Genomic DNA, 25707 nt, shown 5'->3' on the forward strand with positions numbered 1-25707 from the left:
CGGTTCGGGTAGCGGTCGGTCACAGCGCGATGTCGAGCTCGACGGGGACCTTTCCGTCGTCGCCGTCGGCGTCGTACTCCTCGACGGCGGTGACGAGCATGTCGAGGACGGCGTCGGGCTCCCAGCGGGCCGTGTTCACCGAGAGGTCGTAGAGCTTGAGGTCCTCGATGTCGATGCCGTAGTACTCCCGGTAGCGCTGGGCTTCGCTGGCCTCGCGAGCGCGCGTCTCCTCGGTCGCGTCCGTCGGATCCTTCGCCTCGCGCTCGGCGATGCGCTCGCCGCGGACGTGGGCCGGAGCGTCGAGCCAGAAGCGAAAGTCCGCGTGCTCGCCGGCGAGCCAGCCGGCCAGGCGGGATTCGAGGACGAGGTCGTCGCGTTCGATCGCCACCTCGCGCAGGCGCCGGTCGAGATCGCGGTCGATCTCGTCGTTCTCCTCGGCGAGCTTGTTGAACTCCAGCGGTGTGTAGCCGCGCTCGTCCGCGAGTTCCCGGAAGATGTCACCGCCGCTGACGTGGTCGAGGCCGAAGTGCTCGGCCAGCAGGGCCGCGGTGGTGCTCTTTCCGCTCCCGGGTGGGCCGGAGACGGTGAGTAACATACCGGGAGTGGGCGGGCGCCGGTAAAAGGGGTTTTGAATCGGCCGGGCGAGGACGAAACCAGCGGCCGCAATCGGAGGGAGCTGGGGTCGAATCGGCGCCGTTCAGTCCGTCGTCGGGCTCATATTGATGTTGACGGCCTTTCGCAGCAGTTGCGAGAAGCCCATCGAGCAGAGGAAGTACCAGACGATCCACGCCGGCATCGGACCCAGGAGCCCCTGGTTGAACGAGACCTCCCCGGTGATCGGCATGATCATCTGCAGCTCCGTCTCGGAGACGGCCTGCGGACCGGACGAGCGCAGTTTCCAGTACATCCAGAGGAACAGCGGCGCGATGAAGAGCATCGACCAGACCATCATGCGGCCCTGCTCTTTGAACATCCCGAGGTTCTCGGCCATCGACTCCATCTGCTGCTCCTGGATGCGGTCGAGTTCGTTTTCGAGGCGTTCGATCTCCGCCTCGGGCGCGTCGCGCTCTTTGGCCTCGTCGAGGGCGTCCTGAGCCTCGGATCGCTTTTCCTGGACGGCCTGCATGCGCTTCTGGTACTTGCCCATCCGCTCGGGATCCATCACGTTCGACTGGACGAGCGCCGAAGCCAGCCCCGTCAACAGCGCGACCGAGAGGATGACGGCGTAGAACGGCAACGTCGCGTCGAGCGGCGCGAGCACGAGGTTCAGCGTCTCGCCGACGACGTTTCGCACGGCGTTCGTCCAGTAGCCGAGCATCAACAGGAGCGCGCTGACGCCGGCGAGTTTGTCCCACTGCGACCACTTCGAGGCCTCCGGATCGATCTCGACGCCGCCGATCGGTTCGTCGCGCTCGTCGTCGAGCGCCTCGTCGAGCGCGTCCCGGTCGGCAATCTCGAAGCCCTCGTCGCCGTCGACCAGCACGCCCTGTTCGATGATCCGGCCCCACTGGCCGCTGGTGAGGTCGTCGCTGACGTCGGCCCAGGCGACCTCGCCCCCGTTCTGGTCTGCGCGCTCGCGGATTGACTCGAGGGCGGCCTCCATCTCCTCGTCTTCACGAAGGAGCGTGTTCACTTTCTCCGCCGTGCGCGTCATTCGTCCGAGTGTAGCCACGGTCGGTATACAAGCCTTTTTCTTCTCTCGTCCGGACGGTCGGTGCCGTCGACGGTCCGGCCTCCCTGTCGACAGTGCGTCGACCAGGGGACGGATCTGGCAAACTGTTTCAAGGGGGAGGCAGTACGAGCGGGTATGGAGAAACTGAACCGGATGGCGATCGAGCTGGTCGACGAGGCCCTCGAGTACGCCGAGGAGCTCAACGTCGGCGCGTTCGAGCTCGACGCCGGGACGACCGTCCTCGACTTCGGACTGGACTTTCCCGGCGGGATGGAAGCCGGACTGCTGTGTACGGAGATCCAGACGGCCGGGCTCGCGACCATCCAGCGCGACCTCGGACGGCTCGGCGACGCGACGATACCCTACGTCGAACTCTCGACCGACCAGCCCGCCCGCGCCCTGCTCGGCTCACAGAAGGCCGGCTGGGAACTCGCGACCGACGACTTCGAGGGCCTTGGCAGCGGCCCCGCTCGGGCGCTGGTCGCCGAGGAGGACATCTACCAGCGGATGGGCTACACCGAACACTTCGACCTCACCGCGCTGGTCGTCGAGACCGACGCGGAGCCGACCGAGGCCGCCGCGGACCAGGTGGCCGCCTTCGCGGACGTCACGCCCGAAAGCGTCTTCCTCGTCGCGTTCCCGACCGCCAGCGTCGTCGGAAGCGTCACCAACGCCGCCCGCGCCGCGGAGATGGCAACCTACCAGCTCTGCGAAGTGGGATACGATCCGCTGGATATCGTCTCCGCGAGCGGGCGCGCACCCGTGCCACCCGTTCCGGACGACGAGGAGACGGCCATCGCGCGGACGACCGACGCCGTCGCCTACGGCGGCCGGGTCCACCTCGTCGTCGACGAACCGTTCGACCGCTTCGACGAGATTCCTTCGAGCGCGAGCGCGGAGTACGGCCGACCGTTCGCCGAGATATACGGCGACCGTGACTGGTCCTTCGAGGAGGTTCCCGCGGACCTGTTCGGCCCCGCCACCGTCACCGTCGACGTGATCGGCGGCGAGACGCACACCTTCGGCGACGTGGACGAAGACCTCCTGGTCGAGTCGTTTGATCTCTAAGCCACGGTCGGAGCAATCGCGACAGAGAGCACCAACCGCCGACGGCCTGCCGATGCAATTCAAACCCGTTCCCCGGCCGCCGACCGACGCGGACCCGATCGAGACCGTCGGGTCCGTCCACGCCGCGTTACCGACCGAGGCCGACCCCGAGATCGACTGTTGTACGCGCGTTATCGAGCAGACCGACGTCGAATCTCGCGACGCGGCGGGTGACTGGCTTACGTTCCTTCGAGCGCTCGAACTCGCCGTCGCCGAACCGGAGGGGTACCGACGGGTGACGGTCGACGGGCCGCCCGAACCCCGTCGACTCGCCGCGAGGTTCCGCGATCGGGTCGTCGGGGCGGCCGACGTTCTGGATGCGCTGCCGAATCGATCCGAACCGGCGATCGACGCGGCCGCCGCGTTCGATCGGCTCGACGGGACGGACGGGATCCCCCGATCGGCCCGGCGACGCCACGGTGACCGGCTCGAACCGATCTGGACCGACCGGATCGATCGGGTGCTCCGGTGGGCCGTCGCGTTCGGCCTGGTCGAGCGGGTGGACGGTGGCTATCGCGCCAGAACGGAATAGGCCGCCGCGCTCTTCGCGTCGGGCGGCCCGTCTCCCCTCCAAAATCCCGCGTCTCACCCGACCCACTCGTAACCGTCGTCGGTCTCGACGATCGTGCCGTCGTCCAGCCAGGTCTCGACGACGGCGTCGATCCCGTCCTCGCAGGTCGGGTACGCCGGCTCCCAGTCCGTCTCCGCGTAGAGACGGTCCGCACCGGTCGGCATGGAGTTCGTCAGGAGCCGGACGGTGTCCTGACCCACGACGAAGCGTGCGAGCCAACCGGGAACCCGACGAGGGCCAGCGGCGTCGAGCCGGTCGGCGAGCGTCCGAAGGAAGTGCGCGAACGTGACCGGTTGGTCGTCGACGACGTGGTACCGGCTCGTCAGTTCGTGCTCGGCCGCCTCGACGTAGGCCGTAGCTGCGTCGTCAGCGTGGACGACTGACAGCCGAGCATCCCGCCGGCCCAACAACCCGCCGCCGACGATCGGCATGCGACCGGAAAGCAGCCCCTCACCGAGCTGTCGAGTGTGGTCGGCGTCCGGAGCGTAGAACCAGCCGCCGCGGAGGATGCAAGGCTCGACGGCCGAATCGTCCGCGGCTGACAGGACGAACCGCTCCGCTGTCAGCGCCGACTCGGTGGTTCGATCCGGGTAGGACGGAGAGTCCTCGTCGAACGCGGTGCCGTCGGGCTGTCGCGCCACCCAGACGACGCTCTGGAGAACGAACCGATCGACGTCGGCCATCCGGGCCGCGTCCCAGAGGTGTCGCGTTCCCTCGACACGGATCCGGTCGTTTCGCTCCCAGTCGGCCGCCGAAGGCTTCGTCTTCGTCGGGATCGCCGTCGCGGCGTGGATCACCGCGTCGGTGTCGGCGTCGACCGCCGACCGGAGCGAGTCGCGATCGAGGACGTCGCCGCGGCGGGGCGTTCCACCGCGATCCCGAACCGATTCGGCGCCTGCCTCGTCCCGGACGAGGCCGACGACGTCGTGACCGCGATCGACGAACTCGGGTACCAGTCGTCGGCCGAGGACCCCGGTCGCGCCGGCGACGAAGACGTTCATACGAGGGATATTCGCGGCAACTTACGTAAGTGTGACCGACGGACCGGTCGGCCACGGGGCCGGTGCTGGCCAACCGGATCACCACTCGGGGCGCGAGGTGGCCCGGTACACGACGTGTTCCGATCCGGTCGTGCACCGATCGACCGTGTCGAACGCTCTCGCGTGTTCGCTCAGATCCAGGTGACGGTGGTGGACGAACCAGCACTCGCCGTCGGGGGTGAGGACGTCGGCCGCACCAGCGAACAGCGACGAGACGACGCCGTCACCGGCGTGGGTCGGCGGGTTGCTCAGGACGGCGTCGAACTCGCGATCGGCGACCCCGCGAAGGCAATCGGCCGTACGCACGGTTCCGGTGACGTCCGAGCGTTCCAGCGTCTGCTCGGCACACCAGGTGGCCAGCCGAGAATCGTCGGTGAACCGGACGTCGCTCTCGGTTGCGGCCGCCGCGTACGCGCCGATCGGGCCGTAGCCACAACACAGGTCGAGGATTCGACCGTTCGCGGGGAGTTCGGGGCCGACCGTCTCGAGGAGCAATCGGGTGCCGTGGTCGAGTGCCGACGCGGCGAACGTACCCGGTAGCGTCACGAGTTCGAGGTCGACGCCCCGGATGGTCGGTGTGAGGACGGTCGTGTCGACGTGGCACGACGGTTCGAACGAAGGCGGGCGGACAGCCCGGAGCACTGAGACGTCGCCGATCGTCTCGATTCGCTCGACGTCGTCACAGTACGATTCGAGGACGGCCCGGTATCGGGATCGGCCGCTCCGTTTCGTCGCGGCGAGGAAGAACTCGCCGCCGGGGCCCAGGGCATCGAGACCGGCCGTCACGAGCTGGGCGCCCACGTCGTTCGGGGTGTACGGCTTCGGGGCGTAGACGACCGCCTCGTAGCGCTCCAACACGGACGCCGGATCGAGGGTGACCGCGACCGTCGCGTCGACGGCGTTTTCGCGCGCGTTCGCGCGGCAGAGCCGGGCCGCGCGGGCGCTCGTCTCGATCATCGTCACCGCCTCGACCTGCGGGGCGAGGAGCGTTGCCGCGACACCATAGTTCGCCTGCAGACAGCAGAGGTGGCCATCGACTCGGTCCCAACAGGCCTCCGCGAGCGCCAGTTCCGAGGGCCGGAAGTCGTCCGGGGAGACCACGCCGTCCGCGGTTCGAAATCGATAGACGTCGGGGGTTCCCTCGACGCGGGATTCCAGCTGGAGGGGCGGGGTCGTCGCGCTCATTGCGACCACCGCCGGAGGAGTCCCGCCGTGGGTCGGAGTGGCCGCTTGGGCGGGGTCGGCCGTTCCCATTCGGGCCCAGGCAACGGCAGCCGGCAGGCGCGCGTTCGCGTTTCGTTGCTGTGGACTCGCCGTCGAGAGCTAGCTGCGACGAAGCGGTGGAACAGACTCGCTGACGGCGATCGTGCGTGTTCGGTGAAACGGTGCGATCGGGGTCGTTCGGGTGGGTTTGGGGTAGTGTACGACATCGACGCGGCGTCGGCGGCTCGCTCGATTCGGTGACGAGACGAGCGCTTCGCTCGCGACGACGCAGGTTACTGGGTCGACCGCTTCGGAGTTGCACCCCCGTGGATCGGTACCACATGTATCGCAGTGACGATACTACCGGCCCGAAACCGGAGAGAAGCGAACCCACGCGTCGCTGACGGCGAAGCGCGAGCCTGGTACCGAACAGCGTGACGCCAGGCGGAACGCCGATCGATCGCGTTCCGATCGGGCCGCCGGACGTCCACAGTCGGCGAGCCGGCCGAACCGCCGGATCAGTACACCGACGCGAGCCGTCGACGCCGGCGAACCGGGACCGTCAGTTCGACCCCGAGGTCGTGTTCAATGCGGGCGGATATCGCAACCGCTGGCACGTAAACGTTTGTACATCGGACGAGTCCTCACCGAATCGGGCTCGGTTCTCGCGGCATTCCTCGCGCCTGGAAGCGAAATCGGTTGGTGCGGTCTCTCACACGGGCGGCGGTGATCTCCGGTCACTCGATCGGCGAGACGTCGGTCACCGTGCCGACGCCCTTGCTGCGACCCTCGCGGAAGACGAACTTCTGGCCCGGCTCGACGAGGTACGGACGGAACTTGAATCGGACCCGGGTCCGGCCCGTATCGCCCGGCAGCAGTCGGCCGTCGTCGGGGTAGAAGGCGGCGGCCTCGCCGATCGTCTCCAGGTGGACGACGGGTTCGTAGCCCTCGCCGATGCGGGTCGGGTGGTTGAGCACCATCACCTCGGCCTCGAACTCGCGGACGGGCTCGGGGTCGGCGTCGGCCGGGAGGAGGACCATCCCGCGCTCCAGGGCCGACTCCTTGATGCCTTTCAGCGCGATGCCGACGATGCGGCCCGACCGGGCCTGGTCGACGCGGTGATAGTGCATCTCGATCGAGCGCACCTCGACCTCGCGGAACCGGCCGTCGGCCATCGGTCCGACGAGCAGTTCGTCGCCGGCTTCGACCTCGCCGGACTTGATCGTCCCCGAGGCGACCGCGCCGACGCCGGTGACGGCGTAGCTGCGGTCGACGTACATCCGGAAGTCGCCGTCCTCGGTCGAGGTCTTCGGCAGTCGGTCGAAGAGCTCGTCGAGCGTTGCCATCCCGTCCATCGTGACGGCGCTCGTGCGCACGATCGGGACGACCCGCTCGCCGATCTCCTCGACGGCGGCGTCGACGCCGGCGCGCGCGACAGAGAGCGGCGATTTCTCGACGTCGCGCAGCAGTCGCTCGACTTCGCGTTCGACCTCGGCGACCCGCTCGTCGGAGACGGCGTCGGCCTTCGTGATCGCGACGATGGTCGGCAGTTCCGTCGCCAGCAGGACGCCCAGGTGCTCGCGCGTGACGCGCGTCGGTCCGTCGTCGGCGGCGACGACGAGCAATCCGTAGTCGAGCTTCTGGCCGACGAGGCCGCGGATCGTCGTGCGCAACCAGGGTTCGTGCCCGACCGTGTCGACGAAGGAGACGAGCCGGTCCGCGGCCTCGACGACCGCGGCGCGATCCTGCTTGCGATTCGGATTCCGGACGCGGACCGGGCCCTCGTCGTCGAAGCCGTAGACCGCGTAGGAGAGGTCGGCCGAGAGGCCGCGCTCGACCTCGTGGGGCTTGACGTCGAGGAACGCCCGCGTTCCGCCCTCGCCGTCGTCGGCCCGGCCGGTGACGAGCGAGCCGACGAGCGTCGACTTACCGTGGTCGACGTGGCCCGCCGTGCCGATCACGACGTGTTCGTCGTCGGTCTCGAGGACGGCGCCGTCGCGAATCGTCGCGACGCCGACGAGCCCGTTGTCGTCGGTGGGAGCCGCCGAATCGGTCGCTGCCCGGGTTCCGGTACCGTCGAGCGTGCCATCGACGCCCCACGTCTCGACGTCCTCGATGTGAGCGTCGGCCTCCTCGGCCAGCAGGGAGAGGACGTCCATCGACTCGGAGAACGCCTCGGGGGCGATGCCCGCGAGGCCGCCGTCGTCCGTCACGCCGACGACGTACGTCGCCTCGCCGTCGCCCGAGAGGACGCGGTGGCGCAGCTGCGCGGCCAGACTCTCGCGTCGGCCCTCCGAGAGGTGGACCTCGCGGGTGAGCCGCTCCTTGAATTCGACGCTGCCGCCGTCTTCCTCGCCACGGTCCAGGGCCCGCTGCAACAGGGCCCGGTCACGGGACATACGGTTCGCTACCCACTCACACAGCAAAAATCTTCGCCAGTGGTGCGTGCTAGCACTCCGAATCACCCGGCAGCCGTCCCGCGTTGCGGACGTATCGTCACGCATCCCTCCCGAGCGGGAGGCGGACGAGCAGCTGGCGAGGCGGTGTAGCCCGATGCTTTCGACGGCATCCATCGAACCCATTCGCCCGTCGATCTGGACGACGAATGCTGTTGTGACCTCCATCACACGTTTGACAGTATGATATTCTCGGCCCGTCCGAACTGCGTTATAAGTGTTCGGTACTGGTCCATATACGCCGGGGTCGGGAACGCAGTCCGTACGACGGATGCGTCGTATCCGGCTCACAACGGGAACCCAATTATGACAGCCAACGATACTCGCAGGAACGCGATCCCGGAATCGACGACCGACCGAACCGCCTCACGGCGACGAGTGCTTGCGGCCTCCGCAGCAATCGGTGTAGCCACGGTCGGTGGGTCACCGTTCGTCTCGGCCGCCGCGGCCCACGAGGAGGACGATGAGCACGAGAACGGCGGGGACGAGAACCCGCAGCCGCCCGAGGCCGTCCCCAACGAGTTCGAGAGCGACGTCGACATTCTCAACTTCGCTCGAACCCTCGAGTTCCTCGAGGCGACGTTCTACCAGCGGGGGATCGAAAACATCGGCGACGACGGACTGACACAGCACTTCGAGGGATGGGGACCGATACAGGACCGGGTCGCAGATCGCATCCGCGTCGTTCGAAATCACGAGGTCACGCACGCCGAAGTGCTCGGTTCGACCGTCGAAGCCCTCGGCGGCGAGCCGGTTCCGAGCCCGGAGTTCGACTTCGGCACGGCCGTCGAGGATCCGGCGGAGTTCATCGCGACCGGCGCGCTGCTCGAGGACGTCGGCGTCTCGGCCTACGCCGGTGCGGCGCCGTCGATCGAGAACCCCGATATCGTCCCACCCGCGCTCAGCATTCACAGCGTCGAGGCGCGACACGCTTCCTTCCTCCGAGAGCTGAACACCGAGATCGGCTTCCCGACAGCATTCGACGAGCCGCGCTCTCGTTCGGAGGTGCTCGAACTCGCGAGCGGATTCATCGTCGAATAGAGCGACGGCCAAGTCGGGTCGGCAGTGCCCTTTTCGGAGTCCGGGTTACGCGTCGGCGAAGCCGTGACGACGCTCGTTCACACGCCGCGGATGATCGCGAGCGCGCCGGACGTCTGGACGTTCCCGACGGGCAAGACGTTCTCGACGTGCGCGTCGACCGCCTCGGAGGACCCACAAAGTACTATCCGGAGAGATGTGGACCGTTCGGACGCGATGGTAGACATAATGGGCCACGTCGCGTTCGGACTCCTGTTCGCCCTGCCGGCGTGGTTCGTCTGGGACGACAGAGCGAGCGTCGCATTCGTCGGCCTGGCGGTCGTCGCATCGCTCGTTCCGGATATCGATCTGTGGCTCAGGAGGGTATTTCCCGGCGCGATTCACCACCACGGGGTGACTCACACCGTGTTGTTCGTGACGGTAGCGAGTCTGGTCGTCGGCGCGGTGCTGACCGGACTGCTCGGCGAGCAGGTAGACGACTGGATCGGGGGCGAGCAGTTCGACGCGTCCAGCCTGTTCGTGTTCTCGACCCTGGGGTTCCTAGCGGGTGGACTGAGCCACCTGGTCGCCGATATCCTCTCGGCGCCCGATATCTCGACCCCGATCGAACCCCTCTGGCCCGTGGTGTCCGAGCCCGTCGGAATCGACCTGATCTGGTACAACGCCGCGTGGATCAACGTGGGGTTCCTTTCGGTGATGGTGGGGGTCCACATCGTCCTCGCGTCCGTGACCACGCCGGTCGACCACCGGTATCGACTGCGCCCGGGTGAGAGGCGGTGACCGGACGCACCAGCCGACTACCCGGCCGTGCTTTCAAGCCCGTCGGTGACGTACGACGCGTATGAGCGTCAGTGGGCTCTGCCAGATCTGCGAGTCGCGCCAGGCGCAGGAGCGCTGTGACAACTGCGGCGCGCTCGTCTGTGAGCAACACTACGACCGGGGACTGGGTCTCTGTGCGGACTGTTCGGCCCAGGCGCGTCCCGGCGAGGACGAGGATACGGAGATTCACCGGTTCTGATCGCACGGCTCGAACCGGGTAGCCGAGGCGCGCCCCGACGGGGGCTACGCCTCGCGATACCGGTTCAGCCGCTCTTTCAGTCGCTTCGCCGCGTGCCCGGCAGCGGCGTCGAAGTCCGTCCCGGCATCCTCGCCCGCGAAGATGATCCCGCGCGAGGAGTTGACGAGGCCGACGCCGTCGGCCAGGCCGTGCTCGACGGCGGCTTCGGCGTCGCCGCCCTGTGCACCGATCCCGGGGACGAGGAACGGCAGGTCGGGTACCTGCTCGCGAAGCGCTTCGAGTTCCTCGGGCGCGGTCGCGCCGACGACGAGCCCCACGTTGTCGTTCTCGTTCCACAGGTCGGCCAGGGCGGCCACCCGCTCGTAGAGGGGTTCGCCGGTTTCGAGTTCGAGGGCCTGGAGGTCCGCCCCGCCGGGGTTCGAGGTGCGACAGAGGACGAAGACGCCAGCCTCCTCGTTGGCGAGGAACGGTTGCAGCGAGTCCCGGCCCATGTAGGGGTTGACGGTGATGGCGTCGGCCGACGGCCCGGGCGAGTCCGGGTTCAGCAGTTCGGCGTACTGGCGCGTCGTGTTGCCGATATCGGCTCGCTTGGCGTCGAGCAGGACGGGCACGCCGTTGCCGCGGGCGTACGCTATCGTCTCCTCCAGCGCGCGAAACCCGTCCGGATCCTCGTAGAAGGCCGCGTTGGGTTTGAAGACGGCCGCGTGTTCGTGCGTCGCGTCGATGATTCGCCGGTTGAACGCCCACCGCGGGAGGTCGTGATCCTGCAGGTGATCCGGGAGCCGCGACGGGTCGGGATCGAGACCGACCGAGACGACGCTGTCGACCGTGACGATCCGGTCGTGCAACCGGTCGAAGAAGTTCATGCCCCGGCTTCGGGGGTCGACGGCCGAAAGCGTTGCTATCGACGCCGATGCAGTTATGTCGACGCCGCCGTGACGCGACCGGATCCCACGCGTTGCGTTTCCTCGGACGACGTTCGCTGACGGGCTGGACCTTGCGGTACCCGGTTGTAGCCCGCACCCTCCCGGGGCGCCCGGGGACCAGGGTTCATTCGGACCCGCCCAACCCTCGCACAGCCGAGCCGGCCGCGATCATCGCCCGTATGACACGTGACTCGAACCGTCACGGCCGCCTGACAGTCCGTCGACGACGAGATTCCAGTTGCAAACAATTATTAGGAGAAGTGATGTCGTGGCAGCCATGCCATCCGATACAGCACGGCATGGCGACGCAGCGAGGCAGGACGAGGCGGACGACGAGACAGCCGACCGTTCCTCGAACCCTGCTACCGACGACGGTGGGACGGATCGCGAGACCGACGGCGAACCCGGCCCAACGGGACCGACCAGGCGGGACGCGGTCCGGGGATCGATGGCCGTACTCGGCGCGAGTGCGATTCCGGCGAGCGTGAGCGCAGCGCCCGGCACATCCGAGTGCGACGACGACAGTCCCGCCGCCGGTCCGGCCGCCTGCGAGACGAGCGAGGCGGGGATGGTCACGACGTCGCACGCGGCCGCGACGGACGTCGGCGTCACCGTCCTGGAGCGCGGCGGGAACGCGGTCGATGCGGCGGTCGCCGTCCAGTTCGCGCTCAACGTCGTCCAGCCCCACGCGTCGGGGATCGGCGGGGGTGGATTCGTGCTGGTCTACGACGCCGAACGCGACGACGTCACCTGCATCGACGGCCGCGAACGAGCGCCGCTGGGCGCCGAACCCGACATGTTCCTCGACGAGGACGGCGACGTCGTCCCGTTTCTCGAACGGCACACGAACGGCAAAGCCGTCGGCGTCCCGGGAACGCTGCGGGCCTGTGACGTCGCCCTCAAGCGGTTCGGGACGAAACCGCTCGCCGAGTTGATCCAGCCGGCGATCGAACTGGCGGGGCCGGAACGCCCCGTCACGGTCGACGCCCACCTGGCCGAAAGCATCGCCGAGAACGTCGACGACGGGTCGCTGAGCAAGACGGCGATGACGGTCTTCGCACCAGGGGGTGACCCCCTGGAGGAGGGCGACCTGCTCGTCCAGCCGGACCTGGCCGAGACGTTCTCGATCATCCGCGACGAGGGGATCGAACCCTTCTACCGGGGCGAGATCGCCGACGACATCGCGACGACCGTCCAGGAAGCGGACCGCTACCGCGAGGAGGGCGGCTCGATGACCGTCGAGGACCTCGGCAACTACGCCGTCGAGACGCCGGTCCCGACCCACGTCACCTACGAGGGGTCGGCGGCGGAGATCACCGTCAGAACCATGCCGTCGCCGACGTCGGGCGGCTACGCGATCGGCCAGATCCTCTCGATCCTGGAACCGTTCGAGCTGGATTCGTTCGATCGGCGCTCGTTCGAGACCTACCACCACCTCGCCCAGGCGTTCAAACTCGCGTTCGCGGACCGGGGAGCGTACCTCGGCGACGTCGAATTCGTTGACATCCCCTGGCAGGGACTGCTCGACGAGACGTACATCGACGAACGACGTGCGCTGATCGATCCAGAGGAGGTCTCCGATGCCGTCCTCGAACCCGGCGACCCGTTCGACCACCAACCCGGCGATCGGTACGCCGTGACACCCCGGGAGGACTGTCCGGGCGGACCGCCGTGGGGTCCGCCGGGCGCCGGTTCGCCGCCCGAGTCACCGGGGCCGAAGAACGATACCGGACCGGCGGGGTCGATACCGATCGACGGTCACACCGACCACTTCACGATCGCCGACGCCGAAGGGAACGTCGTCTCCTGGACGAGCACCATCGAGCAGTTCTTCGGGTCGGGCATCATGGTCCCCGGCCGCGGGTTCATGTTGAACAACGAGCTGACGGACTTCGACGAGATCCCGGGCGGACCGAACGAGGTCCAGCCCGAGAAGCGACCGCTCAGCAGCATGAGTCCGACGATCGCCTTCCGTGACGGCGAGCCCTTCCTGGCGCTCGGCTCGCCCGGCGGCTTCGCGATCATCGTCGCGGTCGCGCAGGTGATCCTCAACGTCGCCGAGTTCGGCCTGTCCCTCGAGGAAGCGGTCGCGGAGCCGCGCATCTACACCGCCACCGGTGACTGGCTGCAGGTCGAACCCGGCGTCCCGGACGCAGCCGTCGAGGCGCTCGCCGACGCCGGCCACGGCGTCAGCGAGACGGAAGCGATCGGCAACGTCCAGGCCGTTCTCAGCGACGACGGCTACGTCGGCGTGGCCGACGAACGGCGCGACGGCGAGGCCGGTTCGCCGTCCGGGGCAGCCGACTGACTGCGGTCCCTGCCAGTGGCGAACCGTCGAGGGTCGGCCGTAAATCCGGGCGTGGACCGACCGAAGGCGGGCGGCGCCGGGAGTGGCCGGTCGGCACCCTCGCCGCCGATCGGGACGGCCTCCGCGACGGCGATCACTCGCCCGGATAGGCCATCGTGGAGAGGAGCGCGTTCTCGGCCTGGCGCGAGTCGAGTCGCGTGTGCTGGCAGACGATCGGGACGTCGGACTCGATGACGCTGGCGTACTCCGTCCCGCGCGGAACCGGCTCCGGGTCCGAGAGATCGTCGAACCTGACGTGGCGGGTTCGTCTCGCCGGGACCGTCACGACGTACGGACCCGCCGGTTCCCGATCCGCGAAGTAGATCGTCAGTTCGACGGTTGCGTCGTCGTCACCGGCGTTCAACGCGCAGACGGTCTCGTGACTCTCCATCTCGGGCGCTGGGCCGGTGCTTCCCTCGGGAATGTACCCCTCCGGGATGACCCACGTCGTCTTGCCGAGCACTGGGTACACCCGTTCGGCGGACCACGGCGACCGTGAAAACGCGATCCCCTGGAGGTTCAGGCCGAACGGTCGTGTCGTCCAGTGCGGTTCGTATCACCAATCAAAACGTTGATGTAATCGCAAAAGGGACGGATACCAACGGAGATAGCCATGTCGCTCGCTCGACGCCGCCTGTCCCTGCTCGTTCGCAGTCTCGGCGCCCTCGCGATCGTCGCGTGCGTGACGCTCACGATCGCGCTGGTCGCGGCCGCCGTGGTCGGTGTCGCGGTCCTCCTCGTCGCCGGGGTCGTGCTGGCCCTCGTAACGGGACTGTTCTTCCCGATTCTCGAGGGGACGTGGCTGGTGCGTCTCTGGGACATCACGCCACAGACGATCGGTCTCGCGGCGATCGCGATCGGTCTCGCGGCCATCCCCGTCGCCTACGTTCGGCCGGTCGGAGCCGAGATTCGCGCGTTCGAGCGGGCGATCGCCGGTCCCGGAGCGCCCGCGGCCGATCGCCACCCCGAACTCGCGTCGGCGGTCAGGAACCTGGCCGCACAGGCGGGTATTCCGGAACCAGACCTCCGCATCGTCAACCGTCGGCGGCCGGCGTCGTACGCGATCGGGGGCCGGAACGACGGGACGATCGTACTCACCCGCGGTCTGGTGCGCGAACTCACCGACGAGGAGCGAACGGCGGTACTCGCACACGAAGTGGCGCATCTGGCGAACGGGGATAGCGAGATCTTGCGCCGCTTGCTCGTCCCGATGCTCGTCGCCGAGCGGATCGAGGCCGACGAGCGACCGCGACTGAACCGACTCCACTCGATGAGCCCGATCACCCACGCCGCCCGCCTCGTCGCGTGGGGCGTCCTGACCGTCGTGACGACGGCCCAGGTTCGCCTCTGTGAACTCGGCGTCGGATGCTTCTCGCGCGGACGGGAATTCGCGGCCGACCGCGCCGCGGCGGAACTGACGGGGTCGCCCGCTGCCCTGGCCGGCGCGCTCGAGACGCTCGACGATAGTCGCGGGCCGCCGACGCGGGACGGGCGCGAGTACGGTCGATCGACGAGCGCGCTCGACATCCTCCCGCCCGCCGAGCGATCGGGTTCGCACCGGCTTCTCCGGACCCACCCCGCTACCGAGCGCCGCATCGAACGGCTCAGAGCGATGGTCGGCCCGGAGCGTACGTCGCGAGCGGCGCCATAGGCCGCACGCAGTCGGGCTCCCGAACGATCCAGGCGGAGCGATCCGTGGAAGTCCGGCGCCGGTCCGTGCCGTCGCTCCTGGCGGAGGGTACCTGACGGTACGCGATCCGGGACCGATCCGAAAAATGGTTCGACGGGTGCTCGCGGATCGATCGCCTCAGGCCGAGGCCATCTCCCGGCAGGAGTCGACGCAGTCGCGCAGTTTGTCGGCACAGACCTGGCAGTGCTCGTGGTCGAACTGCTCGCACTCGTCGGCGCACTCCTCGCAGGCGTCCGCGCAGATCTCCGCCAGCTCGGCGCTGTAACCGGAGTTGCGCGACATGAAGCGGGCGTGCAGCGACGTCAGGTCGGCGACGTCGCGACAGAGCCGGATGCAGCGGGCCATCTCCTCGCCCATCCCGATGCACTCGTCGGCACACCACTCGCAGGCCTGGGCGGCTTCCGAGCAGTTGTCGATACACTCGTCCATCAATTCGCTGTCGGCGACGTGGCTGATCTGTTTGAGTGCCATCACCGCTCGCTCCACCGGGGCGAACCGTATAACGAACGCTGGCACACGCAACTCGGCAACGGGCGACCTCACCGGCCGCCTTTGACGTAGCTAGGCGGCGTAATCGGGTTCGATGCGCTGGCTGTACCTGGTCCTCGGCTGCGTCGTCCTCCTGGCGACGGTGATCGACATCCTCTGGACGGCGCTGTGGGTCGACGGCGGCGCCGGACCGATATCGGGCCGCCTGACGACGGCCATCTGGGACGGGCTCAGGCGCGTCGGGACCGACGACGAACGGCTGTTGAGCACCGCCGGACCGCTCACCCTGGTCGCGACGCTCACGCTGTGGATCGTCGGTATCTGGGCCGGCTGGACCCTGCTGTTCGTCGCCGATCGCTGGGCGCTCGTCGCCAGCCAGACCGGCGCGCCCGCCGACCTCGTCGGCCGAATTTACTTCGTCGGGTACATGATGTTCACCGCGGGCAACGGCGACTACGTCCCGACGGCCGACGGCTGGCAGCTCGCGGCCGGCGCCACCACCGCCAGCGGCATGGCCCTGGTGACCCTCGCCGTCTCGTACGTGCTCACGGTGCTCGGGGCCGTCTCCGAGAAGCGCGCGTTCGCCAGCGGCGTCACCGGGCTCGGCGAGCGAAGCGAGGCCTTCGTCAGGAACGGGTACGACGAGCGCGACGGGTTCGGCGGCCTCGAACGCCGCTTCGAATCGCTCTCCGACCAGTTAGACTTGCTCGCGGACAAACACCGCGCGTATCCGATCCTGCACTACTACCACAGCGAGCGGGCCGAACACTCCTCGGCGGTCGCCGTGGCCATCTTCGACGACGCGCTGACCCTCATCGAACACGGCGTCGATCCGGACGCGCAGCCGAACGCGACGCTCCTCCAGGCCGCCCGCGCGAGCACGGACGAGTACCTGCACACGCTCGATCAGGCGTTCATCGATCCGGCCGAGGAGGTCCCGCCGCCGCCGGAACTCGAGCGCCTCCGCATCGCGGGCATCGAAACGGTCTCCGACGACGCGTTCGCCGACGCGCTGGCCGCCGCCCGCGAGCGGCGGCGACGGCTGCTCGGGGTCGTCCAGGGCGACGCCTGGGCCTGGCCGCCGGTCACGGCGGACGAGGACTGACCGTCGGCCAGCGGGGTCGCGCCCGTCAGTTCACCCGGGCCCGGGTCAGGACCCGCCGACCCGATCGACGACCGGGGTCGCCGCGATCCCGTGGACGACGATCGAGACGAGCACGACCGCCCCGACGAGCGCCCAGAGCAGGTCGGCGCCGGCGAAGACGGCCTCGTTCAGCCCGTGGGAGAGGTAGTAGAACGAGCCGATGCCGCGGATGCCGAAGAACGCGATCGTGGCCCGCTCGGCCCAGGGCAGCCCGACTCCGAGGAGCGAGACGACGCCGGCGAGCGGGCGGACGACGAAGACGATGGCGATCGCGGCGATCGCCGCCTCGGCGGTCAGCGGGGCAAGCAGTCCGTTGGCGATCGCCCCGCCGAAGAAGATCATGATGACCCCCATCGCGAGCTGCTCGGCGAGTTCGGCGACCTCGTGGAGCGACTCGTTGTACTCGTGGGTGCGCTCGGAGCTGCGGATCGTCACGGCGGCGACGAAGACCGCGATGAAGCCGTAGCCGCCGACGACCTCGGTGAGCCCGTAGATGACGAGCGTCCCGGCCACGGCCTCGAGACCCTGCACCGACTGGGCGACTTTGGTCTCCGGCGCCGTGAGGAAGATGAGCCGCGAGACGAGCCACCCCAGGACGACGCCGAGGACGGTGCCGACGACGATCCGGTAGCCCACGTCGACGACGAGCCACTCGACGGCCCAGTTCGCGGGCGCCAGCCCGACCAGCGCGACGGCGATCGCGAGGTTGGTAAAGGGGAAGGCGAGACCGTCGTTGAGCCCCGCCTCCGAGGAGAGGGCGAACGCTACCTCGTCGTCCCCACATTCCCGGTCCGGGTCGTCCGAATCGCCGGTGCGGGGTTCGTCGACCTGCACCTCGGCGGCGAGGACGGGGTCCGTCGGCGCGATGACCGCCCCGAGCAGGACCGCCGAGGGCAGGGCGAACCCGGCCACCCACCAGCCGAGCAGCGCGGCCCCGACGATCGACAGCGGCATCGCGACGGCGAGCAGTCGCCAGGTCGACGCCCAGGCGCTCAGTCCCGGCGGTCGGTCGAGCTTCAGGCCGAGCCCCATCAGCGCGATGATCACGCCGAACTCGGAGAGGCGTTCGGTCGTCTCCGGTTGTTCCAGCGGATCCAGCGGCGGGAGTCCGACCGGGAGTCCGAAGACGAGGAAGCCGAACCCGACGAAGAAGATGGGCAGGGAGATGGCGCGCTGGGCCACGAAGCGGGGCAGGATCGCGATGCCGAACAGGAGGACGCCGGCCACGATCACCAGCAGGTCGTACAGTTCGAGGACCACGGGCCGGGCCTACGACGACGACCGACAAAAATCTCCGTCAGCGCCGAGTACGAGGGGTTCTGGGCTGTGAATAGGTGACGCGACGCCGCCGGCCCGACGTACGCAGGCCCGCCGCAGTTCTGGCGGCGTCCGCTTGCACCGCCATGGATTCGAATCCGCGCTCCGGGCCGCCGGACGGGGCCCGCGCGAAGAGCGCCCGAGACGAGCGAAGGTCGTCGCGTTCGCCCCGCGAGCCGACGGGACGACAGGCGAACGGGACCGCGTCACGTCGACGATTCCTCCGAGCCGGAGGCGCCGTCGGCCTCACCGCGCTCGCCGGCTGTACCGAGGACGTCGGTAGTGAACTGCCCGAGAACCGGGCGTGGCCGATCGCGGGCCTGCTCCCATCGCTTCCCTTCGAAACCAGGGCCGATCGATTCGACGCCCGCCTCGAGTCGGCGGCGGCCGAACCCATCGACGACGTCAACGCCTTCACCGAGGTCGTCCAGAATCGGGTCTCGCGTCTCGACTCGATCGAGGAGGACCGGGACGTCCTCGCCGTCGAGTACGTCACCGACGTCGATCGATCGGACGGCGTGGGCCACGACATCGCCGCCATCGCGGGCGCCTACGCCGCCCTGATCGAGGCCGGCTACCAGTCCTACGCCCTCACGACGACGATCCGCGAGGCGCCGTCGGGCCCCGTCGGCAGCGCGGTCGTCTACACCGAGTGGGCCGTGGCGTACAACGAGGGTCGCTACGATACCGGCGAGTACAGGGAACTCGTCTGGACGACGATCGAGTCCACGCGCCACCCGCCGGCCATCGAGGTCGAGCCCGACGAGTGAGTGGCAGCCGGTGAGCGCGCCGTCGCTCGGCGGGCCGGTCGACGACTCGCTGGGCGAACGATCGACCTCCGACAGGCCGATCGGTGACATTCAACGGACCGATCGATCGGTCGACGTCCGGAAGGTCGATCGGCGGGTCGTCCGGAAGGTCGATCTGGTAGGGCCCGTCCGATCGATCGGCTCGATACGCGACAGGCGTTTTATGGGGGTTCGCTCCCGTATTCCGGTATGGACATCTACGAGAGCGACCTCCCGGGCGTCGGCAAGAAACACGAGGTCGAACTCGAGGACGACGCGCGGCTGGTCGTCATCACGCACAACACCGGCAAGCGGGAGGTCTACCGGAAGGAGACGCCGGACTCGGACGGCGAGAAGCTGTTCGAACTCTCCGATCGCCTGGCGCGAACGGTCGGCACGATCCTCGAGGGCGCGTACTTCCAGCCGGTCGAGACCCAGGAGGTCGAGACGATGCTCTCCGAGGAGACGCTCATCGAGTGGTTCAACGTCGACCCCGAGGGCGTACTGGTCGGGCAAACCCTCGCGGACGCGGGTGTCCGCGAACGGACCGGGGTCTCGGTCGTCGCCATCCAGCGCGACGGCGACGTCCTCTCGCCGCCGACCCCCGACACCGTGGTCGAGGCCGACGACACGGTCGTCGTCATCGGCGAGCGCGAGGGCTGCCAGGCGTTCGAGTCGCTGATCTCGGGTGACGGCGAGTGACGAGATGACCGTGCGACTCCCCCAGAGACGACGAGCCGACGCTCCCGAGCGATCGGGCGAACGGTGGCGGCCACCTGGTTGGGTGCAGGGCTGGAACGGCCGTATCACCGGTCGGGGCGACGGCGTCGAGGGTGTCCGATGGCCGAGGTGAGCCTGTTCGCGGTCGGCGTCCTGTTCACCACGGCCGCGATCGGCGGCGTCGTCGCCGACCGGCTCGGCCAGTCGGTGATCCCGTTCTACATCCTCGGCGGGATGGGACTCGGGCCGTTCGTCCTCGGACGAGCCCCCGAGGTCCTGCCCGCCATCGAGGTCGCGGGTGTCGATCTGGTCGCGCAGGCGAGCACCCTCGCGGTCGACGGGTCGGCCGGCTTCGTCGAACTCGGCGCCGAACTCGGGATCGTCCTCCTGCTGTTCTTCCTGGGCCTGGAGTTCAACTTAGAGCGGCTGTTCGCCTCTCGGCGGAAGATCGGCACGGCCGGCACGATCGACCTGCTCAACTTCGTCGTCGGGTTCGCCCTCGGCTGGGTGCTCTTCGACGGCGCGTTCGCCGCGTTCCTCGTCGCCGGCATCGTCTACATCTCCTCGTCGGCGATCATCACCAAGTCGCTGATCGACCTGGGCTGGATCGCGAACGACGAGGCGAACCCGATCCTCGGCATCCTCGTCTTCGAGGACCTCTTCATCGCGATCTACCTGGCGATCGCGACGGCCCTCGCGACCGGCGGTGGCGGCGCCGGCGAGGCGCTATCGTCGGTCGCCGTCGGCATGGGGTTCATCCTCGCGCTGCTCGCCTTCGTCGCCGTCGGCGACGCCGTCTTCCAGCGACTGCTCGAGGACGCGTCCCACGAGATCACCGTCATCCGGACGCTCGGCGTCACGATCCTGATCGCCGGCGGCGCCTACGCCCTCGGCGTGAGCGAGGCGGTCGCCGCCTTCTTCGTCGGGATGGGCTTTTCGGCGACCGACCACGTCCACGACCTCGAACGCCTGCTGGAACCGCTCCGCGACGCCTTCGCTGCGCTCTTCTTCCTCTGGATCGGGCTGCTCACCGACCCGACGACGTTCGGGCCGGTGCTCGGGCTCATCGCCGTCGCGGTCGTCCTCACCACGGGCTCGAAGCTCGTCAGCGCGTACTGGGGCGGCCGCGTCTACGGTCTCTCGCCGCGGCGGTCGATCCGCGTGGCGCTCGGATTGACCACCCGCGGGGAGTTCTCGCTGATCGTCGCGAGCGTCGCCCTGACCGCGGGCGCGAACGGCGTCGTCCCGAACGGCGTCGCAGACGAGATCTACGCGCTGGCCGTCGGATACGTGCTCGCGATGAGCATCCTCGGGACGACGCTCATGGGCTACTCTGATCGGATCGAGTCGGCGCTCGTCCCGCGCCTCCCGGGCGGGTCGACGCCGGCCGGCGCCGGCGGCGAGTGATATTGGGTCGAACGGCCCGAGATTCGCTGGCGGGTTTCGAACGGTCCCGAAACCCGTTCGCCGGCCGTCGACCGATCCTCAGAACGCTTAAGGTGGGTCGCTAGAAGCCATTGAGCATGAACCTGAGCGTCGAAACCGTACGGGAGTTGCAACGTCCCCCACCGAGCGGCGGCGATCGACCGGCGGACGGAGCCTCCTGACAGATGAGCGACGAGGAACTCGCGAAGGACCTCGGGCTGGTCTCGGCGCTGATGATCGGGATCGGCACCATGATGGGCGCCGGGATTTTCGTCCTCCCGGGCATCGCTTCACGGGAGGCGGGCCCGATCGTCGTCGTCTCGTTCGTCATCGGCGGCCTCATCGCCATGATCAACGCGCTCGCCGTGAGCGAACTCGGGACGGCGATGCCGAAAGCCGGGGGCGGGTACTACTACATCAATCGCGGACTCGGGCCCATGTTCGGTTCGATCTCGGGCATGGGCGACTGGATGGGGCTCGCCTTCGCGTCGGCGTTCTACTGCATCGGCTTCGGCGGCTACCTCACCGGCATGCTCGAAGGAACGATGCTCGAACTTCCCTCCCTCTCGTTCGGGACGCTCTCGCTCCCGTCGATATCGCTCCCCGAAATATCCCTCTTCGGGGCCGAGTTTCTGGGCACGACCCTGCTCGGCGGGACGGCAGCGCTCGGCGTCTCCGACATCCAGATCGGTGGACTGATCGCGGGCGTGGCGTTCGTCGGCGTCAACTACATCGGCGCGAAGGAAACCGGCGGCATCCAGACGATCATCGTCTCCATGTTGCTGTTGATCTTGACCGTCTTCGCCGCCGCCGGCTTCTTCGAGTTCGAGTGGGCGACGCTCCTCCAGGAGGGCGGCATCGCGCCGACCGACCGCGGCTACGGGGCGATCCTTCCGGGTACGGCGCTCGTCTTCGTCTCGTTTCTGGGCTACGCGAAGATCGCCACCGTCGCGGAGGAGTTGAAGAACCCGGGGCGCAATCTGCCCCTGGCCGTGATCGGCAGCGTCGCGATCGTCACGGTCTTCTACGCGATCCTGGTCAGCATCATGGTCGGCATCGTCCCCTGGGACGAACTGCACCAGGAGACGCCGGTCTCGCAGGTGGCCGAGCTCAGCTTCGCCGGCATTCCCCTCCTCGAACTGGTCGGCGTCGGCGCCATCTCGATCGCGGCGCTGCTCGCGACCGCCTCCTCGGCGAACGCCTCGATCCTCGCCTCGGCGCGCATCAACTTCGCGATGGGGCGCGATAAACTCATCTCGGACGAGCTCAACGCGATTCACCCCCGGTACGCGACGCCGTACCGGTCGATCGCGCTGACCGGCGGCCTCATCATCCTCTTCATCGTGGCGCTCGGACAGGACCTCAAGATCCTGTCCAACGCGGCGAGCGTCCTCCACCTCGTCGTCTACGCCCTGATGAACGTCGCACTCATCGCGTTTCGCGAAGCCGACGTCCCGGAGTACGATCCCGATTTCCGGGTCCCCTTCTATCCGATCACGCCCATCCTGGGAGCGCTCTTTTCCTTCGGGCTCATCTACTTCATGGACGGGATCGTCATCGCGCTGAGCATGGCGTTCGTCGTCGGCTCGGTCGCCTGGTACTGGTTCTACGCCCGCAAGCACACGACAGTTCAAGGCGTCCTCAGCGAACACATCCTCGATCGCTCGGAGGAGATGCCCGACGCCGCCGTTTCGGCCGCCGAAGCCGCGGCACCGTCGGAGGCCACTCCCAGTCGCGTGATGGTCCCGCTCTCGAACCCGCGAACCGAGGGCGCGTTGATGGAACTCGCGAGTACGATCGCCGCGGACCGAGACGGCATCGTCCACGCCGTCCACATCGTGCAGGTGCCGGACCAGACGCCACTGGACCGTGGCGCGGCGATGACCGACCGTATCGACGCCGAATCCCAGAAACTGCTCGACCAGGCCCGCGAGAGCGTCTCCCGATCCGACGTCGACATCGAAACGACGACCGTCGTCTCTCACCGTCCCTTCGAGGCGATCTTCGACGCCGCGCAGCGACACGACGCCGATACGGTCGTCATGGGGTGGGGAGAGGATCGGCCGTGGGCGGCCGGCCGCGCCGAGCGTCCGCTGGACGAACTCACGCACAACCTGCCGTGTGACTTCCTTGTGCTAAACGACCGGGACTTCGACACCTCACGCATCTTGCTACCGACCGCCGGCGGGCCGGACTCGGACCTGAGCGCGGAAGTGGCACGCACGCTGCAGCGGACGACCGACGCGGACGTCGAGCTCCTGTACGTCGTCGACGACGCGTCCGAACGGGAGGAAGGCGAGGCGTTCCTCACCGCGTGGGCCGAGGAGCACGAACTGGCCGACGCCGCCCTCACCATCGACACGACGGGCGACGTCGAGGCGGCGATCCGACGCGAGTCGGCCGATCGAACGCTCCTGCTCATCGGGGCGACCGAGCGCGGACTGCTCTCCAGGCTCGTCGATCGCTCGCTCGTCTACGACGTCGTCGACGAGGTGGAGTGTTCGGTCCTGCTGGCCGAGCGGCCGACGAAGCGGTCCCTCTTCGAACGGCTGTTCGGCCGATCGTAGCCGAGAAGATCGGTCGGCGTCCGGACTATTCGGCCGGTTCGGGGAGCGAGACGACCGGGACCGCCGGATCCGTCACGAGCCGCGTCGAGACGTCACCCGCCAACAGCCGGGCGATGCGACTGCCGCCGCGTGCGCGGAACGCGACAGCGTCCGCGTCGACGTCGTCGGCGGCCTCGAAGATCGTCTCCGCGACGTCGGTGCCGTAGTATCGGTCCGTTTCGACCCGAACCCGATCGTCGAGTGCGTCTTCGACGGCCTCGAGGATGTCCGCCGAGTCGTCCTTTCGTTTTTCGAGCGGCGCCTTGTCGATCGCGCCGCCCGCCTTCTCGATGACGTGGACCGCCGTGACCCGATCGACGTCGTCGAGGTGGCCCGAGAGCGCGTGACAGGTGACGGTCGCGTCGGCCTCGGAGGCGACCGGAATCAGCAGGTGTCGAAAGTGCATGTGGATACCCGACCGTTCGCGGGGTGCGAGGAAAAACGTTGGTCTCGCACACCGCGAAGTGGACGGCAATTTGAGGCGGCTCACTCGCGCCAGAACGCCGGCAGCAACAGGACGAGCACGGGGACGAACTCGATCCGCCCGATCCACATCATGAGGACCATGACGAACCGGCTCGACGTGGGAAAGACGAGGTAGTTGCCCATCGGTCCCGCCGCGCCGAACGCGGGGCCGATGTTGAGCACGATCGAGGCCGCGGCGCCGAGGGCTTCGAACTCCGAGACGGGGTCGGCCGCGCGCGAGGCGTCCGCGACCAGCAGAACCGTCAGCCCGAAGAAGATCAGCAGGGCGAGCATCACGTACGAGAAGATGTCGCCGATCGTCTCCTCGTCGACGACCGAGTCGCCGAGCCGGACCGGCCGGACCGCCTGCGGGTGGGCGGCGACGAACAGGTTTCGCCGCAGACCCTTCAGGATGACGAGCCAGCGGACCGTCTTGATCGAACACGTCGTCGACCCGGCCATCCCGCCGACGAACATGCACAGAAAGAGGATGTGCTGGGCGCCGGGACCCCACGCGGTGTAGTCGACCGAGGCGTAGCCGGTCGTCGTGAGTATCGAGACGACGTTGAACAGCCCGTGTCTGATCGACGCCTCGACCGTCTGGCCGATCTCCGGATCGCCGATCAGGATCGCGATCACGAGCGTCGCGGCGACGGCGACGACGCCGAGGTAGAATCGCAGTTCCTCGGATCGAAGCGGCCGTTCGACGTCGCCCTGGACGAGGTACCACAGCAGGATGAAGTTCGTGGCCCCGACGAGCATCACGGGGATGACGGCCCACTGCACTGCGGGTGAGAAGGCCGCGATACTCCGGGCCTCGGGCGAGAACCCCGCCGTCGAGACGCTCGTCAGCGCGTGGGCGACGGCGTTGAAGAGGGTCATCTCGTCCGCGAGGCCCACCAGGTTGAGCCCGTAGAAGACGGCGGTGGCGAGGATCGTCAATCCGACGTACAGTCCCCAGATGATCCGGGCCGTCTGCTCGATCTCGGGGGTGAGTTTGGTGACGTTCTTCGTCTGCGTCTCGGTCTCCATCAGCTGGGCGCCGCCGACCATCAGGTTCGAGAGGAGGCCGATCGCGATGATCAAGATGCCCAGCCCGCCCAGCCACTGCAGGAGCTGTCGCCAGAGCAGGATGGCCCGCGACTGGTTCTCGAAGTCCCACTCGGTCATGATCGTCGCCCCGGTCGTCGTGAGCCCGCTCGTGCTCTCGAAGAGGGCGTTGACGAGCCCGCCGAGTTCGCGGGGAAAGCCGGCGAGGGAGAACGCCGACGCGTCCGCCGGCAGCGTCGATCCGACGACGAGAAACGGGATCGCGCCGACCAGCGCGACGCCGAGCCAGATCGCGGCGACGACCAGCAATCCCTCGCGGTGGTCGAGGTCGCGCTCGTCCGACAGCCGTTCGAGCGCGAACCCGACGACGGCCGTCACGGCGATCGTCGCGCCGAACGCGAGGACGTCGTCCCCGTCGAAGAGCGCGAGCGCGAGCGGGGCGGCGAGCGGCACCGAGAGCCACTTCAGGACCGTCCCGGTGAAGCTCAAACTCGACCGCCAGTCGACCCGGATGCGCATTGGCTACCCACTCCTCTAGGGGGCGACGGGATAATGTGTTCGACTCGACCGCTGATTCGGCTCTCGATGCGAGGATTCGCCCCGTCTGACGACGATGGCCGACTGATTTTCAGTTC

At 68.3% G+C, this 25707-nt stretch carries 23 protein-coding genes; 12 read left to right on the plus strand and 11 right to left on the minus strand.

The features are described 5' to 3' along the window. Window positions 1–19: 19 nt before the first annotated feature. Both cmk and MXA07_RS14290 read right to left on the minus strand, forming a co-directional pair. Window positions 20–595 (minus strand): (d)CMP kinase, encoded by a 576-nt coding sequence (cmk, locus tag MXA07_RS14285; RefSeq protein WP_247729266.1) that lies wholly within the window; start codon window positions 593–595, stop codon window positions 20–22. 102 nt (window positions 596–697) lie between these two features. After that, window positions 698–1654 carry a DUF106 domain-containing protein gene (locus MXA07_RS14290; protein WP_247729267.1) on the minus strand — a complete coding sequence of 319 codons (957 nt, stop codon included), beginning with the start codon at window positions 1652–1654 and terminating at the stop codon, window positions 698–700. Window positions 1655–1807: 153 nt separating this feature from the next. Between MXA07_RS14290 and mch the strand changes: the two genes are divergently transcribed. Both mch and MXA07_RS14300 read left to right on the plus strand, forming a co-directional pair. After that, window positions 1808–2740, plus strand: coding sequence for a methenyltetrahydromethanopterin cyclohydrolase (gene mch, locus MXA07_RS14295; protein WP_247729268.1), 933 nt, complete (start codon window positions 1808–1810; stop codon window positions 2738–2740). Between the two features lie 52 nt (window positions 2741–2792). Next, window positions 2793–3311 (plus strand): double winged helix-containing putative transcriptional regulator, encoded by a 519-nt coding sequence (locus MXA07_RS14300; protein WP_247729269.1) that lies wholly within the window; start codon window positions 2793–2795, stop codon window positions 3309–3311. A 53-nt stretch (window positions 3312–3364) separates the two neighbouring features. Here the strand turns inward: MXA07_RS14300 and MXA07_RS14305 are convergent, their stop codons facing one another. The 3 genes from MXA07_RS14305 to MXA07_RS14315 form a co-directional block, all read right to left on the minus strand. Continuing rightward, entirely contained in the window at window positions 3365–4351 is a 987-nt protein-coding gene (locus tag MXA07_RS14305; RefSeq protein WP_247729270.1) for an NAD-dependent epimerase/dehydratase family protein, read from the minus strand. A gap of 78 nt (window positions 4352–4429) precedes the next feature. Next, window positions 4430–5575: a methyltransferase gene (locus MXA07_RS14310; RefSeq protein ID WP_247729271.1), complete on the minus strand. Its 1146-nt coding sequence runs from the start codon at window positions 5573–5575 to the stop codon at window positions 4430–4432. A gap of 755 nt (window positions 5576–6330) precedes the next feature. Beyond that, window positions 6331–7992 carry a GTPBP1 family GTP-binding protein gene (locus MXA07_RS14315; protein ID WP_247729272.1) on the minus strand — a complete coding sequence of 554 codons (1662 nt, stop codon included), beginning with the start codon at window positions 7990–7992 and terminating at the stop codon, window positions 6331–6333. A 363-nt stretch (window positions 7993–8355) separates the two neighbouring features. On the opposite strand from MXA07_RS14315, the gene MXA07_RS14320 reads away from it, so the two are divergent. From MXA07_RS14320 to MXA07_RS14330, 3 genes are all read left to right on the plus strand, one after another. After that, window positions 8356–9090: a ferritin-like domain-containing protein gene (locus MXA07_RS14320; protein WP_247729273.1), complete on the plus strand. Its 735-nt coding sequence runs from the start codon at window positions 8356–8358 to the stop codon at window positions 9088–9090. A gap of 63 nt (window positions 9091–9153) precedes the next feature. Beyond that, complete coding sequence (locus MXA07_RS14325) at window positions 9154–9867, plus strand: metal-dependent hydrolase (RefSeq protein WP_247729274.1); 714 nt, start codon at window positions 9154–9156, stop codon at window positions 9865–9867. 61 nt (window positions 9868–9928) lie between these two features. Then, window positions 9929–10105: a hypothetical protein gene (locus tag MXA07_RS14330; protein ID WP_247729275.1), complete on the plus strand. Its 177-nt coding sequence runs from the start codon at window positions 9929–9931 to the stop codon at window positions 10103–10105. 44 nt (window positions 10106–10149) lie between these two features. Here the strand turns inward: MXA07_RS14330 and pyrF are convergent, their stop codons facing one another. Continuing rightward, window positions 10150–10971, minus strand: a complete 822-nt coding sequence (gene pyrF / locus MXA07_RS14335; RefSeq protein ID WP_247729276.1) for an orotidine-5'-phosphate decarboxylase — start codon at window positions 10969–10971, stop codon at window positions 10150–10152. A 337-nt stretch (window positions 10972–11308) separates the two neighbouring features. Here pyrF and MXA07_RS14340 point away from each other — a divergent pair, with 337 nt between their 5' ends. Beyond that, complete coding sequence (locus MXA07_RS14340; RefSeq protein WP_247729277.1) at window positions 11309–13339, plus strand: gamma-glutamyltransferase family protein; 2031 nt, start codon at window positions 11309–11311, stop codon at window positions 13337–13339. Window positions 13340–13472: 133 nt separating this feature from the next. Here MXA07_RS14340 and MXA07_RS14345 read toward each other — a convergent pair whose 3' ends face one another. After that, window positions 13473–13841: a sensory rhodopsin transducer gene (locus tag MXA07_RS14345; RefSeq protein ID WP_247731762.1), complete on the minus strand. Its 369-nt coding sequence runs from the start codon at window positions 13839–13841 to the stop codon at window positions 13473–13475. A gap of 150 nt (window positions 13842–13991) precedes the next feature. Between MXA07_RS14345 and MXA07_RS14350 the strand changes: the two genes are divergently transcribed. Then, window positions 13992–15029, plus strand: a complete 1038-nt coding sequence (locus MXA07_RS14350; RefSeq protein WP_247729278.1) for a M48 family metallopeptidase — start codon at window positions 13992–13994, stop codon at window positions 15027–15029. Between the two features lie 156 nt (window positions 15030–15185). Here the strand turns inward: MXA07_RS14350 and MXA07_RS14355 are convergent, their stop codons facing one another. Then, a complete protein-coding gene (locus MXA07_RS14355) occupies window positions 15186–15539 on the minus strand; it encodes a four-helix bundle copper-binding protein (protein ID WP_247729279.1) in 354 nt (117 codons plus the stop codon). Between the two features lie 112 nt (window positions 15540–15651). Between MXA07_RS14355 and MXA07_RS14360 the strand changes: the two genes are divergently transcribed. After that, window positions 15652–16662: an ion channel gene (locus tag MXA07_RS14360; RefSeq protein WP_247729280.1), complete on the plus strand. Its 1011-nt coding sequence runs from the start codon at window positions 15652–15654 to the stop codon at window positions 16660–16662. A 45-nt stretch (window positions 16663–16707) separates the two neighbouring features. Here MXA07_RS14360 and MXA07_RS14365 read toward each other — a convergent pair whose 3' ends face one another. Next, window positions 16708–17961 (minus strand): cation:proton antiporter, encoded by a 1254-nt coding sequence (locus MXA07_RS14365; RefSeq protein ID WP_247729281.1) that lies wholly within the window; start codon window positions 17959–17961, stop codon window positions 16708–16710. A 143-nt stretch (window positions 17962–18104) separates the two neighbouring features. Here MXA07_RS14365 and MXA07_RS14370 point away from each other — a divergent pair, with 143 nt between their 5' ends. The 4 genes from MXA07_RS14370 to MXA07_RS14385 all read left to right on the plus strand — a co-directional run bounded on the left by MXA07_RS14370 (window position 18105) and on the right by MXA07_RS14385 (window position 23518). Beyond that, window positions 18105–18788 (plus strand): twin-arginine translocation signal domain-containing protein, encoded by a 684-nt coding sequence (locus MXA07_RS14370; protein WP_247729282.1) that lies wholly within the window; start codon window positions 18105–18107, stop codon window positions 18786–18788. A 228-nt stretch (window positions 18789–19016) separates the two neighbouring features. After that, window positions 19017–19508: a cation:proton antiporter regulatory subunit gene (locus MXA07_RS14375; protein WP_247729283.1), complete on the plus strand. Its 492-nt coding sequence runs from the start codon at window positions 19017–19019 to the stop codon at window positions 19506–19508. A gap of 138 nt (window positions 19509–19646) precedes the next feature. Beyond that, entirely contained in the window at window positions 19647–20933 is a 1287-nt protein-coding gene (locus MXA07_RS14380) for a cation:proton antiporter (RefSeq protein ID WP_247729284.1), read from the plus strand. Window positions 20934–21136: 203 nt separating this feature from the next. Further along, the gene (locus tag MXA07_RS14385; protein WP_247729285.1) at window positions 21137–23518 is read left to right on the plus strand and encodes an amino acid permease; all 2382 of its coding nucleotides are present in this window, start codon (window positions 21137–21139) and stop codon (window positions 23516–23518) included. A 25-nt stretch (window positions 23519–23543) separates the two neighbouring features. Here the strand turns inward: MXA07_RS14385 and MXA07_RS14390 are convergent, their stop codons facing one another. Together MXA07_RS14390 and MXA07_RS14395 are read right to left on the minus strand one after the other, a co-directional pair. Continuing rightward, window positions 23544–23963, minus strand: coding sequence for a universal stress protein (locus MXA07_RS14390; RefSeq protein WP_247729286.1), 420 nt, complete (start codon window positions 23961–23963; stop codon window positions 23544–23546). A gap of 80 nt (window positions 23964–24043) precedes the next feature. Beyond that, window positions 24044–25591: a TrkH family potassium uptake protein gene (locus tag MXA07_RS14395; RefSeq protein WP_247729287.1), complete on the minus strand. Its 1548-nt coding sequence runs from the start codon at window positions 25589–25591 to the stop codon at window positions 24044–24046. Between the last annotated feature and the right edge of the window lie 116 nt (window positions 25592–25707).

The sequence above is a fragment of the Halovivax limisalsi genome (assembly GCF_023093535.1).
GTDB classification, from domain to species: Archaea; Halobacteriota; Halobacteria; order Halobacteriales; family Natrialbaceae; genus Halovivax; species Halovivax limisalsi.

Coding starts and splice junctions, on each gene's coding strand:
- cmk (WP_247729266.1), bottom strand. CDS start 595: ATGTTACTCACCGTCTCCGGCCCACCCGGGAGCGGAAAGAGCACCACC.
- MXA07_RS14290 (WP_247729267.1), bottom strand. CDS start 1,654: ATGACGCGCACGGCGGAGAAAGTGAACACGCTCCTTCGTGAAGACGAG.
- mch (WP_247729268.1), top strand. CDS start 1,808: ATGGAGAAACTGAACCGGATGGCGATCGAGCTGGTCGACGAGGCCCTC.
- MXA07_RS14300 (WP_247729269.1), top strand. CDS start 2,793: ATGCAATTCAAACCCGTTCCCCGGCCGCCGACCGACGCGGACCCGATC.
- MXA07_RS14305 (WP_247729270.1), bottom strand. CDS start 4,351: ATGAACGTCTTCGTCGCCGGCGCGACCGGGGTCCTCGGCCGACGACTG.
- MXA07_RS14310 (WP_247729271.1), bottom strand. CDS start 5,575: ATGAGCGCGACGACCCCGCCCCTCCAGCTGGAATCCCGCGTCGAGGGA.
- MXA07_RS14315 (WP_247729272.1), bottom strand. CDS start 7,992: ATGTCCCGTGACCGGGCCCTGTTGCAGCGGGCCCTGGACCGTGGCGAG.
- MXA07_RS14320 (WP_247729273.1), top strand. CDS start 8,356: ATGACAGCCAACGATACTCGCAGGAACGCGATCCCGGAATCGACGACC.
- MXA07_RS14330 (WP_247729275.1), top strand. CDS start 9,929: ATGAGCGTCAGTGGGCTCTGCCAGATCTGCGAGTCGCGCCAGGCGCAG.
- pyrF (WP_247729276.1), bottom strand. CDS start 10,971: ATGAACTTCTTCGACCGGTTGCACGACCGGATCGTCACGGTCGACAGC.
- MXA07_RS14340 (WP_247729277.1), top strand. CDS start 11,309: ATGCCATCCGATACAGCACGGCATGGCGACGCAGCGAGGCAGGACGAG.
- MXA07_RS14350 (WP_247729278.1), top strand. CDS start 13,992: ATGTCGCTCGCTCGACGCCGCCTGTCCCTGCTCGTTCGCAGTCTCGGC.
- MXA07_RS14355 (WP_247729279.1), bottom strand. CDS start 15,539: ATGGCACTCAAACAGATCAGCCACGTCGCCGACAGCGAATTGATGGAC.
- MXA07_RS14360 (WP_247729280.1), top strand. CDS start 15,652: ATGCGCTGGCTGTACCTGGTCCTCGGCTGCGTCGTCCTCCTGGCGACG.
- MXA07_RS14370 (WP_247729282.1), top strand. CDS start 18,105: ATGGATTCGAATCCGCGCTCCGGGCCGCCGGACGGGGCCCGCGCGAAG.
- MXA07_RS14375 (WP_247729283.1), top strand. CDS start 19,017: ATGGACATCTACGAGAGCGACCTCCCGGGCGTCGGCAAGAAACACGAG.
- MXA07_RS14380 (WP_247729284.1), top strand. CDS start 19,647: ATGGCCGAGGTGAGCCTGTTCGCGGTCGGCGTCCTGTTCACCACGGCC.
- MXA07_RS14385 (WP_247729285.1), top strand. CDS start 21,137: ATGAGCGACGAGGAACTCGCGAAGGACCTCGGGCTGGTCTCGGCGCTG.
- MXA07_RS14390 (WP_247729286.1), bottom strand. CDS start 23,963: ATGCACTTTCGACACCTGCTGATTCCGGTCGCCTCCGAGGCCGACGCG.
- MXA07_RS14395 (WP_247729287.1), bottom strand. CDS start 25,591: ATGCGCATCCGGGTCGACTGGCGGTCGAGTTTGAGCTTCACCGGGACG.